General features: G+C 72.2%; 13 protein-coding genes. 11 read left to right on the top strand and 2 right to left on the bottom strand.

The features are described from left to right. The 9 genes from D7V97_RS27490 to D7V97_RS27450 all read left to right on the top strand — a co-directional run. The coding region (locus D7V97_RS27490) for a chemotaxis protein CheW (RefSeq protein ID WP_120613604.1) at positions 1-364 on the top strand (364 nt) is incomplete at its 5' end. Between the two features lie 45 nt (positions 365-409). Continuing rightward, positions 410-802 carry a hypothetical protein gene (locus D7V97_RS27485; protein WP_120613603.1) on the top strand — a complete coding sequence of 131 codons (393 nt, stop codon included), beginning with the start codon at positions 410-412 and terminating at the stop codon, positions 800-802. A gap of 93 nt (positions 803-895) precedes the next feature. Then, positions 896-2,887: a HEAT repeat domain-containing protein gene (locus D7V97_RS27480; RefSeq protein WP_120613602.1), complete on the top strand. Its 1,992-nt coding sequence runs from the start codon at positions 896-898 to the stop codon at positions 2,885-2,887. A gap of 10 nt (positions 2,888-2,897) precedes the next feature. Continuing rightward, positions 2,898-3,770, top strand: coding sequence for a protein-glutamate O-methyltransferase CheR (locus tag D7V97_RS27475; protein ID WP_199728959.1), 873 nt, complete (start codon positions 2,898-2,900; stop codon positions 3,768-3,770). Next, positions 3,770-4,819, top strand: a complete 1,050-nt coding sequence (gene cheB / locus D7V97_RS27470; protein ID WP_199728958.1) for a chemotaxis-specific protein-glutamate methyltransferase CheB — start codon at positions 3,770-3,772, stop codon at positions 4,817-4,819. The genes D7V97_RS27475 and cheB overlap by 1 nt, the downstream gene beginning before the upstream one ends. Before the next feature lie 70 nt (positions 4,820-4,889). Then, entirely contained in the window at positions 4,890-5,276 is a 387-nt protein-coding gene (locus D7V97_RS27465; protein ID WP_120613601.1) for a response regulator, read from the top strand. A 32-nt stretch (positions 5,277-5,308) separates the two neighbouring features. Then, complete coding sequence (locus D7V97_RS27460) at positions 5,309-6,088, top strand: ABC transporter ATP-binding protein (RefSeq protein WP_120613600.1); 780 nt, start codon at positions 5,309-5,311, stop codon at positions 6,086-6,088. Further along, positions 6,085-7,815 (top strand): putative ABC exporter domain-containing protein, encoded by a 1,731-nt coding sequence (locus tag D7V97_RS27455; protein WP_120613599.1) that lies wholly within the window; start codon positions 6,085-6,087, stop codon positions 7,813-7,815. Before D7V97_RS27460 ends, D7V97_RS27455 begins: the two co-directional genes overlap by 4 nt. A gap of 24 nt (positions 7,816-7,839) precedes the next feature. Continuing rightward, positions 7,840-8,730, top strand: coding sequence for an NAD(P)-dependent oxidoreductase (locus D7V97_RS27450; protein WP_120613598.1), 891 nt, complete (start codon positions 7,840-7,842; stop codon positions 8,728-8,730). A gap of 7 nt (positions 8,731-8,737) precedes the next feature. On the opposite strand, the gene D7V97_RS27445 is transcribed toward D7V97_RS27450, so the two are convergent. Both D7V97_RS27445 and asnS read right to left on the bottom strand, forming a co-directional pair. Further along, positions 8,738-8,935: a hypothetical protein gene (locus D7V97_RS27445; protein ID WP_233583261.1), complete on the bottom strand. Its 198-nt coding sequence runs from the start codon at positions 8,933-8,935 to the stop codon at positions 8,738-8,740. A gap of 474 nt (positions 8,936-9,409) precedes the next feature. Beyond that, positions 9,410-10,810, bottom strand: a complete 1,401-nt coding sequence (gene asnS / locus D7V97_RS27440; RefSeq protein WP_120613597.1) for an asparagine--tRNA ligase — start codon at positions 10,808-10,810, stop codon at positions 9,410-9,412. Positions 10,811-11,015: 205 nt separating this feature from the next. Here asnS and leuS point away from each other — a divergent pair, with 205 nt between their 5' ends. Both leuS and D7V97_RS27430 read left to right on the top strand, forming a co-directional pair. Beyond that, positions 11,016-13,517 (top strand): leucine--tRNA ligase, encoded by a 2,502-nt coding sequence (gene leuS / locus D7V97_RS27435; RefSeq protein WP_120613596.1) that lies wholly within the window; start codon positions 11,016-11,018, stop codon positions 13,515-13,517. Positions 13,518-13,535: 18 nt separating this feature from the next. Continuing rightward, positions 13,536-14,108: a hypothetical protein gene (locus D7V97_RS27430; RefSeq protein ID WP_120613595.1), complete on the top strand. Its 573-nt coding sequence runs from the start codon at positions 13,536-13,538 to the stop codon at positions 14,106-14,108. Positions 14,109-14,139: the final 31 nt, after the last annotated feature.

The following is a 14,139-nucleotide window of genomic DNA, read 5'->3' as shown; positions in this document are numbered from 1 at the left end:
CGTCATCCCCATCCCCCACGCCCCGGCCTTCGTGGAGGGCGTGCTGCACCTGCGCGGCGCGATGCTGCCCGTGGTGGACCTGCGCCGACGTCTGCTGGGGCAGGAGGCGCCGGAGACGAAGCGCACGCGGCTGCTCGTATGCCGGCTGGGCGCGCGGCGCGTGGTGGCGCGGGTGGACCGCGTCGCGGAGGTGCTGCGTTTGCGCAAGGGCGACATCAAGCCCGCGCCCGCGCTGATGGCCGCCGGCCGCACGCCCTTCGTCGTCGGCGTGTGCGGGCCGCCGGAGCGGCTGCGGCTGCTGCTGGACCTGAAGGCGCTGCTGCGCGCGGAGCTGGAGCGGGAGTCGCGCGGGACGCCGGGGTGAGCAGGCGCTTTCGTCGCGAGGCGCACCGATTAAGAGCAGGTCCTCATGCGAGACCTGAGCGGACATCGGACGGCGCTGGGCTTCCTCTACCTGGGCGTGAACGCGCTGTCGCTGCTGGGCGCGGCGGGGCTCGCCTTCGCCACCTGGATGGTGAGCCAGCTCGCCACCGGACGGCACCGCCATCCGCCGGTGTGGGAGGGCCTGCCTGTCTACGTGTTGGCCGGCTGCACCCTCTTCGTCCTGGTGATGGCCCTCTTGGGGCTGGCGGTGGGCGTGGGCCTCTTGCGCGGCGGCCGGGTGTCCAAGGCGCTGGCGCTCGTGCTCTCCGTCCTGATGCTGCCCACCTTTCCCCTGGGCACGGTGCTGGGCGTCTACTCCCTGTGGTTCTTCTCGCAGGAGGGCTGGGACGCCGAGCCCGGGATGCAGGACGGGTTTTGAGCCGACACCGGGCGGCGCCGGGAGTCCCCTCGCCCGGGTTCTTCGGGCAGGATGCGGGGACTCGAAGCACGGGCCGCCACGGGAGTACGGCACATGGGTGACACGGTGCAGTCCCTCGCGGGGCAGGAGGAGGCCCGGTACCGGGCGTTGCAGGCGGTGGACCCGCGCGCGCCCGGAGCCCTGGAGACCTTCACCGCGGGGCTGCACGACGAGAGCTGGCGCGTGCGGCACGCGGCGGCCGAAGGGCTGCGGCGCCTGCCGGACCCCGAGGGCGTCACCGCGCGGCTCATCTCCGTGCTGGGCGAGCGCGGCGCGACGGGCGCACGCAACGCGGCCGCCGAGGCGCTCGCCGGCATGGGCGAAGTGGCCCTGCGCCCCGTGGTAGACCTGTTGGCGCACGAGGATCCGGATCAGCGCAAGCTGGCGGTGGACATCCTGGGACAGCTGGGCCGCTCGGAGGTGGAGGACGTGCTGGTGCACGCGCTCTCCGACGGGGACCTCAACGTGCGCGTGTCCGCGGCGGAGGCCCTGGGCCGCATGGGCGGGGACGCCGCGGCGCGGGCCCTCGAAGGCCTGCTGGACGCGGAGACGGTGCTGATGCGGCTCGCGGCACTGGAGGGGCTCGCGGCGCTGCGCCGGGCGCCGCCGGTGACGCGGGTGATGCCGCTGGTGGAGGAGCCGGGGTTGCAGCGCAGCGCCCTGCGCCTGCTGGGGTGGTGCTCTCCGGGTGCCTCCACCGTGCGCATCTGCCGCGCGCTGGGCTCGCCAGTGCGGTCGGTGCGCGAGGCGGCCCTCGTCGCCCTGGGGACGCAGGCGGCGTCGCTGGGGCCCTACGAGCGCGGCGAGCTGGATGCCGTCGCGCGTGGGGTGCTGGGCCGCATCCCGGAGGTGACGCAGCGGGTGGCGCAGGCGCTGGACGGCGAGGACGTGCAGGTGCGCGCCGGGGCGCTGGTGGCCGCCGGGGCGCTCGGGGAGGCGTCGCTGGCGCTGGCCGTGGCGGAGGTGGCGCGCGAGGACCGGCTCCTGCGCGAGGTGCTCTTCACGCTGGGCCAGCTGGGGCCGGAAGGGCGGCGCCTGCTCCTGTCGAACATGGGGGCGCTGTCGCTGCCCGCGCGCACGGTGGCGGCGGAGGCGCTGGTCCTCCTGGTGGACGCGACGTCGGTGCCGGAGCTGTGCGCGCTGCTGGAGTGGGCGGAGGACGACCTGCGCGCGGTGGTGGTGCGGGCGCTGGGGCGCACGCGGTCGCCGGAGGCCCTGACGCCGCTGGTGGCCCTGCTCGCGGATCCTTCGCTGTCGGGGACGGCGGCGCGCGCCCTGGAGCAGCTCATCACGGTCCATCCGCTGGCGGCGCTGGCGGCGCTGGAGGCCGCGGTGGAGCAGCGCACCACGCCCGCGGCGGTGGCCGTGCTGGGCCGGTGGGGAGGGTCGCAGGTGCTGCCCCTGCTGCGGCGGCTGGCGCGCGACGAGGAAGCGCCATGGCGCGCGGCGGCGGTGGAGGCGGCGAGCCGGGTGGATGGCCGCGCGGGCCTGGAGCTCGCGCGCGGCGCACTGGCGGACGAGTCCGCGACGGTGCGCATCGCGGCCGTGCGGGCGCTGGGGCGCATGGGCGGGAAGGAGGCAGGAAGCTTCCTGGGGCTCGCGCTGAACGATGAAGACCGGGCCGTGCGCCTGGCCGCGGTGGAGGCGGTGGGCGTGGGTGGCGTGACGGAGCGGGCGCAGGACCTGGAGGTGCTGGTGCGCCACGGGGACGGCGCGCTCGCGGTGCTGGCGGTGCGGGCCCTGGCGAAGCTGGGGCAGGTGGGCGCGGGCATGCTGTGGGACGCGCTGGGCCACCCGGACACGGAGGTGGTGAAGGCGGCGCTGGCGGCGCTGACGTCGGCGGAAGGGACGGCGGACGGCGCGGCGCTGGCGGTGTCGCTCCTGGGCCATCCCCGCTGGGACGTGCGGGCGGCGGCCGCGCGCGTGCTGGGCGACCTGGGGCGCTCCGAGTGCCTCCCTTCGTTGCAGCAGGCGCTGGCGGCGGAGAACGACGCGCTGGCCCGGATGGCGTTGGTGGACGCGGTGGCGCAGCTGTCGGGGCGCTGAGAGGACGCGCATGCCACGCTTCGACGAAGGCCGTCCCGAGATGACGCTGGAGGAGTTCCGGCTCCTGCGCGACCACGTCTACGCCCACTGCGGCATCCTCATCCACGAGGACATGAAGTTCGTGATGGAGCGCCGGCTGTGGCCCCGGCTGGAGGCGCTGGGGCTCCCGGACTTCGGCGCCTACCACCGCTACCTGCGCTACGACGTCCAGCGCACCGCGGAGCTGGAGGCGGCGGTCGAATCGCTCACCACGCACGAGACGTACTTCTTCCGCGAACCCGCGCAGCTCAAGGCCTTCTGCGACGAGCTGCTCCCCATCCTGGAGAAGCGCAACGCGCGCACCCGGCGGCTGCGGCTGTGGTCGGCGGGCTGCTCTTCCGGAGAGGAGGCGTACACGGTGGCGATGCTGCTGAAGGACAGCGGCCGCTTCAACGACTGGGACGTGGAGGTGCACGGCACGGACGTGTCGCGCCGGGTGCTGGCCGTGGCCCGCCGCGCCGAGTACGGCCCCAGCGCCCTGCGCGCGACGCCGCCGGACCTGCTGGAGCGCTTCTTCGTGCCCGCGGGGCCGAACCGCGTGCGCGTGCGCGACGACGTGAAGGCGTGGGTGAGCTTCGGCCACCACAACCTGACGGACGAGGCGACGAGCCAGCTCGTGCCGCGCACCGACGTCGTCTTCTGCCGCAACGTGATGATCTACTTCGACCAGGCCGCGCGCCGCCGGGTGCTGGGCGTCATCCGCGACCGGCTCTGTCCCGGCGGCTACCTGCTCCTGGGCCACGCGGAGAACCTGCTCAGCCTGGGCGCGGACTTCGAGCTGGTGCACCTCCGGGGCGACCTCGTGTACCGCCGGCCGGACCTGCTGGGAGGGGAGGGACGCTGATGGGACGCGCGCTCAAGGTGCTCGTCATCGACGACTCGGCCACCAACCGCCGCATGCTCACCACGCTGCTGGAGTCGTCGCTGGACGTGCAGGTGCTGGACTGGGCGGGGGACGGTGAGGAGGGGCTCAGGAAGGTCCTGGAGCTGAAGCCGGACGTGGTGACGCTGGACCTGGAGATGCCCCGGCTGGGAGGCCACACCTTCCTGCGGCTGTTGATGCACGCCGCGCCCACGCCCGTCATCGTCATCTCCAGCTACGCGCACAAGTCGGACGTGTTCAAGGCGCTGGAGTTGGGCGCGTTCGACTTCATCGCCAAGCCGCCCCGGAGCACGCCGGAGGCGCTGGAGCTGCTCCGGCGCGAGCTCCTGGACAAGGTGCGCGCGGCCCGCCACATGAAGACGGGCGGGCGGCATGGGCAGGGGGCCGCGCTGCGCAGCGCGGTGTTCGCGGGCGAGGCGCCCCAGGTCATCGCCGTGGGCGCGTCCACGGGCGGGCCTCCCGCGGTGCAGCGGCTGCTGGAGGGGCTGGCCAGCGAACCCGACGTGAGCGTGCTCGTGGGCCAGCACATGCCCTCGCAGTTCACCCGGGCGTTCGCGGAGCGGTTGGACCGCATCGGGCCCTTCACCGTGACGGAGGCGTGTGACGGTGACGTGGTGGCGCCGGGCCACGTCTACATCGCGCCGGGCGGACGGCACCTGATTTTGACGGAGCGCTCGGGACGGATGGAGCTGCGCACGCCCGGGCCGGTGCCCGCGGACAAGTACGCCCCGTCGGTGGACCGGCTCTTCGAGAGCGCGGCGGAGGTGCTGGGTTCGCGCGCGGTGGCGGTGGTGCTGACGGGGATGGGCTCGGACGGAGCGCAGGGGGTGCGCGACGTCCGGCGCGAGGGGGGCGAGACCTGGGCCGAGTCCGAGGACACGGCGGTGGTGTTCGGCATGCCCAAGGAGGCCATCGCCACGGGGGCGGTGACGCGGGTGCTCCCCCTGGACGACATGGGCGCGGAGCTGGCCTCGCTGGTGCGCAGGCGCCGACAGCCGTCAGGGCAGTGAATCGGTGGGTCCCGGACAGGCCGCGTCACAATCCCGGGCCCGTGGGCGCCCGGGTGCTAGGCTTCCGGGCATGTCGCAGCAGCAGATCCGCGCGCTGGTGGTGGACGACTCGCAGGCCATGCGCCGCAGCATCATGTACGCGCTCCAGCGCCTCTCGGGCGTGGTCTGCCTGGAAGCCGAGGACGGGGTCGCGGGGCTGAAGATGCTCACCACGCAAGGGCGCTTCGACCTGGTGCTGACGGACATCAACATGCCGCTGATGGACGGGCTGAAGCTGATCAGCCACATCCGGCGGGCCACGGATCACCAGGGCGTGCCCATCGTCGTCGTGACGACGGAGGGCGCGGAGGTGGACCGGGCGCGGGCCATGGCGCTGGGCGCGAGCGCCTACCTCGTGAAGCCCGTGCAGGCCCGGGTGGTGCTGGAAACGGTGAAGGAGCTGCTCAAGCTCGACTGAGCTTCGAGCACGCTTTGGAGACCCAGGCACGCATGGAACCGGCGTTGGACGTCGAGGGGTTGGAGAAGACGTACGGCGCGGTGCAGGCGGTGCGGGGGCTGACGTTCCAGGTGGCCCCGGGCGAGGTGCTGGGCCTCGTGGGCCCCAACGGCGCGGGCAAGACGTCCACGCTGCGGTGCCTCGCCGGCATCCTCCCGCCGTCGGTGGGCCGGGTGCGGGTGGCGGGGCATGACCTGGCGGTGGCGCCCGTGGACGCGAAGCGCGCGCTGGCGTTCCTGCCGGACGAGCCGCGCTTCTTCGAGTACCTCACCGTCTGGGAGCACCTGAACTTCACCGCGCGCCTCTACGGCGTGGAGGACTGGGAGGAGCGGGGCCGCGCGCTGCTGGAGGAGATGGAGCTGACGGGCCGCGAGCGCTCCCTGCCGGGTGAGTTGTCGCGGGGCATGAAGCAGAAGCTGTCCATCGCGTGCGGCTTCCTCCACCAGCCCCGGCTCATCCTGTTGGACGAACCGCTGACGGGGTTGGATCCGCTGGGCATCCGCCGGATGAAGGCCTCGCTGCGGCGGCGCGCGGAGGAGGGCACGGCGCTGGTGTTGTCCTCGCACCTGCTGCCGCTGGTGGAGGAGCTGTGCCACCGGCTGCTCGTCATCGCCGGAGGCCGGGCGGTGGCGCTGGGCACGCTGCCGGAGATCCGCGAGCAGCTGGCCGGTGGAGCGGGCGACGGCGCCTCGCTGGAAGAGGTGTTCGTGCGCATCACCAGCGCGGCGGCGGAGGACCCGGACGCGTCCGGGCCGGGGCCCCGGGCGTCGTGAGCTTCTCGCGGGCGGTGGCGTTCCTCTGGGCGAGGACCTGGCGCAACCGGCTGGTGCGTCAGGTGCAGCGGCTGAAGCGTCCGCGCTACCTGCTGGGCGCGCTGGTGGGCGTCGCGTACCTGTACTCGCTCATCGGGCGCAGCGTCTTCGTCCAGGGCACGGGCCGAGGCGTGTCCCTGAACGCGCGCCTGTTCGCGGAGCTCTCGCTGGAGGTGTCGGTGCTGGGCACGCTGATGACGGCGTGGGTGCTGGGCGCGGACCGGCCGGCGCTGACCTTCACGCAGACGGAGGTGCAGTACCTCTTCCCTGCGCCCGTCACGCGCCGGGCGCTGCTGCACTACAAGCTGCTGCGGGGCCTGTTGAGCGCGGGGCTCGCGGCGCTGGCGGCGACGCTCTTCGTGGGGCGCTTCACCAGCCCCCGGCCGGTGCTCTTCTTCTGCGGCGCGGCCCTGGCCATGGGGACGCTGTACCTGCACGGCACGGCGGCGTCCTTCGTGCGCGCGTGGCTGGTGTCGAGGGGCCGCTGGGGCAGCACCGTGCGCTGGACGGTGGTGGGGCTGGTCCTCCTGGCGGTGGCGTGGACGCTGCTGTCCACGCTGCGCGTGCACCCGTGGCCGCATGACGTCTCCGCGCCCTACGTCATCCGCGAGTGGCTGCGGGACGTGCTGAACGCGCCCGGCCCCCGCGCGGTGCTGTGGCCGGGCCGTGCGCTGGTGGCCCCGGCGTTGGCGCGCAGCGGGGAGGACTTCCTGCGCTACCTGCCCGCGTCGCTGGCGTTGCTCGCGGCGCACTACGCCTGGGTGCTGGCGGTGGAGGTGCCCTTCGAGGACTCGGCGGTGGCCGGCGCGGATGCGCGGACGCGGCAGCGGGCCCAGCGGGGCAACCGGGGCGCGCGCAGTGGCACCATCCGGGTGGGGAGCGTGCCCTTCGTGCTCCATGCGCGAGGGCGCCCGGAGGTGGCGCTGCTGTGGAAGAACCTCATCGCGCGCAAGCGGCTGGGGGGCGGACTGGTGATGCTGCTCGCCTTCGTGGTGCTGGGCGCGCTGGTGGCGCTGGTGCTGGGGGACACGCGGCTGTTCGCGAACACGCGTGAGCTCCTGGGGCCCATGGCCCTGATGGTCGCGGTAGCGATGGCCGTCGTCGGGCCGAGCGCGTTCCGCACCGACCTGCGCATGGACCTGCCGAAGCTGGAGCTGCTGCGCGCGCTGCCGCTCACGGGGCGGCAGGTGGTGGGCGCGGAGCTGGCTGCCTCGGCGCTGACGCTGGGCGCGGCGCAGTGGGTGATGTTGTGCGTGTCGCTGGCGCTGGGCGTGGGGACGGATGACGCGACACTCGCGCCATGGTCGACGCCGGTGGTGCTGGCCCTGATGCCGGTGTTGCCGGCGCTGGGGCTCGCGGGGCTGTTCGTGCAGAACGCGGCGGTGGTGCTGCTGCCCGCGTGGATCCCCGCGGACTCGGAGCGGGCGCGCGGCGTGGAGGCGCTGGGCCAGCGGCTGCTCACGCTGGTGGGCACGCTGGTGGTGACGTTCCTGGGACTGTTGCCCGCGGCGGTGGTGGCCCTCCTCGTGGGCTATCCGCTGTTCACTGTCGTGGGCCGGTGGTCCGCGCCCCTCGCCGGGCTGGTGGCGGCGGGGGCACTCTTCGCGGAGGTGGCGCTGGGCGTCGCCGTCCTGGGCCGCGCCTTCGAGCGGCTGGACGTCTCCGAAGAGCAGTCGAACGAAGCGTGAACGCGAGCACGAAGGGAACACCCCATGAAGGTCGGCTTCATCGGAATGGGAAACATGGGCGCGCCGATGGCGAAGAACCTGCTCGGCGCGGGCCATGACGTCACGGTCTGGAACCGCACCGCCGCCAAGTCGCAGCCGCTGCAAGAGCAGGGCGCGCGCGTGGCGAAGACGCCCGCCGAAGCGGCCCGCGACGCGGAGGTCGTCGTGTCGATGCTCGCGGATGACCATGCCGCGGAGGCCGCGGTACTGGGGCGGGACGGCGTCGTCAGCGCTCTGCCGAAGGGTGCGGTCCACGTCTCGTCCAGCACCATCTCCGTCGCGCTCTCGGAGCGGCTGACGAAGGCGCACGCGGACGCGGGCCAGGGCTACGTCTCCGCCCCCGTCTTCGGCCGCCCCGAGGCCGCCGCGGGCAAGCAGCTCTGGGTCGTCGCCGCCGGCCCGAAGTCCCACGTGGACCGCGTGCGTCCGCTGCTCACGGCCCTGGGCCGTGGACTCACGGAGCTGGGCGAGAAGGCCTCGGCCGCCAACGTGGTGAAGCTCTCCGGCAACTTCCTCATCGCGTCGATGATGGAGGCCCTGTCGGAAGCCTTCGCCCTGACGGAGAAGTCCGGCGTGGAGCGCGCCGTGTTCCTGGACGTCTTCAAGTCCGTCTTCGCCCGCGGGCCCATCTTCGAGAACTACGCGGGCGCCATCGCGAAGGGGCAGTACACGCCCGCGGGCTTCGCCCTGCGCCTGGGCCTCAAGGACATCACGCTGGCCCTCGAAGCGGGCCGTGGCGCGGAGGTGCCCCTGCCGCTGGCGAGCCTCCTCCGCGACCACTTCCTCACCGGTGTCGCGCAGGGCCGCGGCGACGAGGACTGGTCCGCGCTGGGAGCCCTCGCGCAGGACCGCGCGGGGCTCCTCAAGAAGGGTTGACGGACGCTCACTTCTTCTTTCGCAGCACCTCCGCGGGAAGGTTGCGGCGGTCCGGCGTCAGCAAGACCGACAGGACCATCACCAGCGGGTTGGGCAGCATGACCAGGATGAGGATGAGCACGAGCCGGCAGGCGCGAACGAACCTGCGCGCGCTCGACTTGAGGACGCGCCAGCAGGCGCGCCCCGCGTGGGAGAGCAGGGACATGGGGAACTCCACGAACTGAAGGACCTTCCAGGGGCGGGGCCTCTGGACGGGCTCAGTGCAGGAGTGCTCGATGCAGGAGGAAGCGTCGGCGCGGAGGCCCCGGAAGGTGGGACGCTCGGGCGAGACGGTGGACAGGGGCCCGTGCGCGGAACCCTCGGGTTCGCGTCGCTGGGGCACGGACCCGAGCAGGTGCTTGAGCGACGGGGCGCCGTGCCTCGGGCGCGCGCCGGTCCACGAGGACCGCGACCGCCGCCTGGGGCCCTGGCAGGGGATGCGCGGACGCACCGGCACCCAGCGCCAGCGCGACGCACGCCAGCGCCAACCTCAGCCAGCGAGCCACCTGCGGCGCGTGCCAGGACACGGGGCCCAACGTAGCCAGAAGGCCGCGTCCGTCAAACCCACCCCTGCGAAATAGCAGGGCCTCCACGGGCGATGAACCCGGGAGGCCCCAAGCTTCACGTCACGGTGACGTGACTAGAACTGCGCCGACCCCGGGACGCGCGGGTAGGGGATGGCGTCGCGGATGTTCTGCAGGCCGCAGATGTAGACGATGAGCCGCTCGAACCCGAGCCCGAAGCCCGCGTGCGGCACGGTGCCGTAGCGGCGCAGGTCGCGGTACCACTGGTAGTGCTCCGGGTTCAGGCCGAACTTGATCATCCGCGCATCGAGCACATCCAGACGCTCCTCGCGCTGGCTGCCGCCGATGATCTCGCCAATGCCCGGGGCGAGCACGTCCATGGCGGCGACGGTCTTCCCGTCCTCGTTGATGCGCATGTAGAAGGCCTTGATGGCCTCCGGGTAGTTCATCACCACCACGGGCCGGCCCACGTGCTCCTCGGTGAGGTAGCGCTCGTGCTCCGTCTGGAGGTCCTTGCCCCACTCCGGCGTGTACTCGAACTTCTTCTTCGCCTTCTGGAGGATGGAGATGGCCTCCGTGTAGTCGATGCGCTCGAAGCTGGAGCCGATGAACTTCTCCATCCGCTCCGTGACGCCCTTCTGCTGGCGCTCCTCGAAGAACTTCATGTCCGGCGCGCACTCGTTGAGCACGGCCTTGAACACATACTTGAGGAACCGCTCCGCCAGCGCCGCGTCCTCGTTGAGGTCCGCGAAGGCGATCTCCGGTTCAATCATCCAGAACTCGGCCAGGTGCCGCGTGGTGTTGCTGTTCTCCGCGCGGAACGTGGGGCCGAACGTGTAGACCTTGGACATGGCCAGGCAGTACGCCTCCACGTTCAGTTGGCCCGACACGGTGAGGTAGGCCTCCTTGCCGAAGAAGTCCTTGCCCCAGTCAATCTTCCCGTCCGGCCCGCGCGGCGGGTTGCTGGCGTCCAGCGTGGACACGCGGAACATCTGCCCGGCGCCCTCCGCGTCGCTCGCGGTGATGATGGGCGTGTTGACCCAGCAGAAGCCCTCCTCGTGGAAGAAGCGGTGCACCGCCTGCATCGCCGAATTGCGCACGCGGGTGATGGCCCCGAAGGTGTTCGTGCGCACGCGCAGGTGCGCCACGTCCCGCAGGAACTCCAGCGAGTGCTGCTTGGGCGTGATGGGGTAGGTGTCCGGGTCGTCCACCAGGCCCAGCACCTGCACCTCGTCCGCCTGGATTTCGAAGGACTGCCCCTTGCCCTGGGACTGCACCAGCGTGCCCCGGCAGATGACGGAGGCGCCCGCGGTGAGGCGAAGGACCTCCTTCTCGTAGTTGGGCAGCGAATTGGGGGCGACGACCTGGATGGGGTCGAAGACGGACCCGTCGCTCACGTTGACGAAGCTGATGCCCGCCTTGGAGTCGCGGCGCGTCCGCACCCAGCCGCGCACCTCCACCTTCGAGCCCGCCTCGACCGAGCCCGACAGGGCCCTCTTCACACTCACGACCTGCATGGTGCTCTCCCTCTGCTGCCAGACCGGGAAGGCGAGTTAGTCGCGCTCGGGCCGGAGGGCAAGCACCGAGCGAGGCCTGCCCCCTTGAGGGCCCACCCACAGGGGCCTTCTGGTCAGACCCCCGGGGTCGCCCACCGTCCGGGCCTTCAACGCACCAAGACTAGTTGCCCGCATGTCGCACCTCCCGCTAAGAGACTGGAAAGCCATGGCGATGAACGAGCGTTACGAGCCGCAGTCGATTGAAGGAAAGTGGCAGACCCGCTGGGAGCAGGAGGGTGTCTTCCGGGCAGGCAGGCGTCCGGACGCCCCCAAGAAGTACGTCCTGGAGATGCTGCCGTACCCCAGCGGTCAGATGCACATGGGGCATGTGCGCAACTACCTCATCGGGGATGTCTACGCGCGCTACTACCTGATGCGCGGCTTCGACGTGCTCCACCCCATGGGCTGGGACGCCTTCGGCCTGCCGGCGGAGAACGCGGCCATCAAGGACGGCGTGCACCCCGCCATCCGCACCGTCGAGAACATCGAGTCGTTCAAGGCGGAGATCAAGACGCTCGGCTACAGCTACGACTGGTCGCGCGAGGTGAACACCAGCCAGCCGGAGTACTACCGCTGGAACCAGTGGTTCTTCCTCCAGATGCTGGAGCGCGGGCTCGTCTATCGCCGCTTCAGCAAGGTGAACTGGTGTACCGGCTGCCACACCGTCATCGCCAACGAGCAGGTGAAGGACGGCCGCTGCGAGCGCTGCAATTCGGAGGTGCTGGACAAGGAGATGCCCGAGTGGGCGTTCCGCATCACGAACTACTCGCAGGACCTGCTCGACGCGCTGGACACGCTCAAGGAATGGCCGGACAGCATCACCGCCCGCCAGCGCAATTGGATTGGCCGCTCGGATGGCGCGGAGGTGGACTTCCGCGTGCAGGGGCATGACGCGGCCCTGCGCGTCTTCACCACCCGCGTGGACACGCTCTTTGGCTGCACCTACGTGGTGCTGGCGCCCGACCACAAGCTCGTGGCCCAGGTGACGACGCCGGAGCGCCGCGCGGACGTGGACGCGTTCGCCAAGCGCATGGCGGCGCAGAACAAGACGGAGCGCCTGGGCGAGGACGCGGAGAAGGAAGGCATCTTCACCGGGGGCCACGCGCTGCACCCGTTCACCGGGCAGCCGGTGCCCATCTGGATCGCCAACTTCGTGGTGAGCGACTACGGCACCGGCGCGGTGATGAGCGTGCCGGCGCACGACGAGCGCGACTTCGCCTTCGCGCGCAAGTACTCGCTGCCCGTGCGCGTGGTCATCCAGCCGGCCACGGGCGACAAGCTGGGCGCGGGGGAGACGTTGACCGAGGCGGCCACCGCCGACGGCGTGCTCGTGGACTCCGGGGACTTCACCGGCCTGCCTTCCGCGGAAGCGCGCGTGAAGATGGCCGCGACGCTGGAGTCCCAGGGCCAGGGCAAGGCCACGGTGACGTACCGCCAGCGGGACTGGGGCTTCAGCCGCCAGCGCTACTGGGGCACGCCCATCCCCATCGTCTACTGCGAAAAGTGCGACCCGGAGCGCAAGGGCCTCCCCGTGCCGTTGGATCAGCTCCCGGTGCGCCTGCCGGACATCGACACGCAGGCGGTGCTCACCGGCCGGGGCGAGCCGCCGCTCGCCAAGGTCGCGTCCTTCGTCAACACCACCTGCCCCAAGTGCGGCGGTCCCGCGCGTCGGGAGGCGGAGACGATGGACACGTTCGTCGACTCCTGCTGGTACTTCGCGCGCTACCTGTCGCCGAACTACGACGCCGCGCCCTTCGACCCGAAGGAGGCGAAGCACTGGCTGCCCGTGGACGTGTACGTGGGCGGCCCCGAGCACGGCACGATGCACCTGCTCTACTTCCGGTTCTGGACCCGGGTGATGAAGCTGCTCGGCCTGTCGCCGGTGGACGAGCCCGTCAAGCGGCTCATCACCCAGGGCATCGTCAACGGCGCCGACGGCCGCAAGATGGGCAAGCGCTACGGCAACGGCGTGGCCCCGTCCACCATCGTGCAGAAGTACGGCGCGGACACCGCGCGCACCTACGTGCTCTTCGCGGGCCCGCCGGAGCGCGACTTCGACTGGTCCCACGAGCAGGTGGAAGGCGTGCACCGCTTCCTGAAGCGCGTGTGGGCGCTGGCCTCCACGCACCACGCCTCGGTGGCGGACGTCACGTACGACGGCCCCTATGAGGGCAAGGCGCTGGAGACGCGCCGCGCGGCGCACAAGTGCCTCAAGCGCGTGGGCGAGGCCATTGAGCGCCTGTCCTTCAACACCGCAGTGGCCGGCGTGATGGAGTGCGTGAACGCGCTCTACGCGGTGGGCACGCCGGAGACGCCCGCGGAGAAGGCGGCGATGGCGGAGGCGATGCGGCTGCTCGCGCGCATCCTCACCCCGTTCGCGCCGCACATCGCGGACGAGGTGGCGGAGGCCTACGGCGCCAGGGCGCTCACCGTGACGGAGGCCTGGCCGGAGTTTGATCCCGCGCTGGTGGTGGACGACGTGATTCCGTACGCCGTGCAGGTGAACGGCAAGCTGCGCGCGGAGGTGCGCGTGGCGGCGGACGCGAGCGAGGCGGACGTGCGCGCGGCGGCGGAGGCGGAGGAGAAGGTGAAGTCCGCCCTCGAAGGCAAGACGCTGCGCAAGTTCGTCTTCGTCCCCAAGCGGCTGGTGAACTTCGTCGTCGGCTGACGGAAGGGGAGGGGCCCCGTGCCCGCGGAAGTGCTCGTCATGTGCTCCGCCTGCGGGCGCCCCCAGACGGCGGCCCGGCGCCGCTGTGTCTTCTGCAACGCGGAGCTGCCGGAGGCGCCCCTGCCGCCCCAGGCGCCCGCGTCCCCGCCGCCTCCGCCCGTCGCCTCGCTGGCGGTGGACCTGGGCAACGGCCGCGGCCTGTCCGTGGGCGCGGAGCGGCTGACGTACCAGGGCCGCCCCGTGGGCCCGCCGCTCGACGTGGCCTGGACGCGGGTGCGCGGGCTGGAGTGGCGCACGCGGCCCTACCTGGAGGCGCTGGGGCTGCTCGCCTTCGCCGTGCTGGGCTTCTGGGCACCGGCATCGCCCCTGCGGCTGATGGGCTTCCTGGCCGGGGCCCTGGGCCTGCTGCTGGCGGCGCTGTACCGCCACCATGCCCTCACGGTGGTGGTGGAGGACGGCGCGCGGCTGCAGTGGCCGCTGGGCATGGCGCTCAAGGGGTCGGCCCGCGAGGCGCGGCTGGTGGCGGCCCGGGTGGCGTTGATGGACACGGCGCGCGCGCGAGGCGTGCCGGTGGCAGGCCCCGACGCTTGACGGAGGATCGCGGGCGGGTAGGGTGCGCGCC

The organism is Corallococcus sp. CA053C, assembly GCF_003611675.1.
In the GTDB taxonomy this organism is placed as follows: Bacteria; Myxococcota; Myxococcia; order Myxococcales; family Myxococcaceae; genus Corallococcus.
This window is presented reverse-complemented; position numbering and strand designations above follow the sequence as displayed.

What these genes read in the sequence shown, in the direction of transcription:
- D7V97_RS27485 (WP_120613603.1), top strand. Translation starts at nt 410, where the DNA reads ATGCGAGACCTGAGCGGACATCGGACGGCGCTGGGCTTCCTCTACCTG.
- D7V97_RS27480 (WP_120613602.1), top strand. Translation starts at nt 896, where the DNA reads ATGGGTGACACGGTGCAGTCCCTCGCGGGGCAGGAGGAGGCCCGGTAC.
- D7V97_RS27475 (WP_199728959.1), top strand. Translation starts at nt 2,898, where the DNA reads ATGCCACGCTTCGACGAAGGCCGTCCCGAGATGACGCTGGAGGAGTTC.
- cheB (WP_199728958.1), top strand. Translation starts at nt 3,770, where the DNA reads ATGGGACGCGCGCTCAAGGTGCTCGTCATCGACGACTCGGCCACCAAC.
- D7V97_RS27465 (WP_120613601.1), top strand. Translation starts at nt 4,890, where the DNA reads ATGTCGCAGCAGCAGATCCGCGCGCTGGTGGTGGACGACTCGCAGGCC.
- D7V97_RS27460 (WP_120613600.1), top strand. Translation starts at nt 5,309, where the DNA reads ATGGAACCGGCGTTGGACGTCGAGGGGTTGGAGAAGACGTACGGCGCG.
- D7V97_RS27450 (WP_120613598.1), top strand. Translation starts at nt 7,840, where the DNA reads ATGAAGGTCGGCTTCATCGGAATGGGAAACATGGGCGCGCCGATGGCG.
- D7V97_RS27445 (WP_233583261.1), bottom strand. Translation starts at nt 8,935, where the DNA reads ATGTCCCTGCTCTCCCACGCGGGGCGCGCCTGCTGGCGCGTCCTCAAG.
- asnS (WP_120613597.1), bottom strand. Translation starts at nt 10,810, where the DNA reads ATGCAGGTCGTGAGTGTGAAGAGGGCCCTGTCGGGCTCGGTCGAGGCG.
- leuS (WP_120613596.1), top strand. Translation starts at nt 11,016, where the DNA reads ATGGCGATGAACGAGCGTTACGAGCCGCAGTCGATTGAAGGAAAGTGG.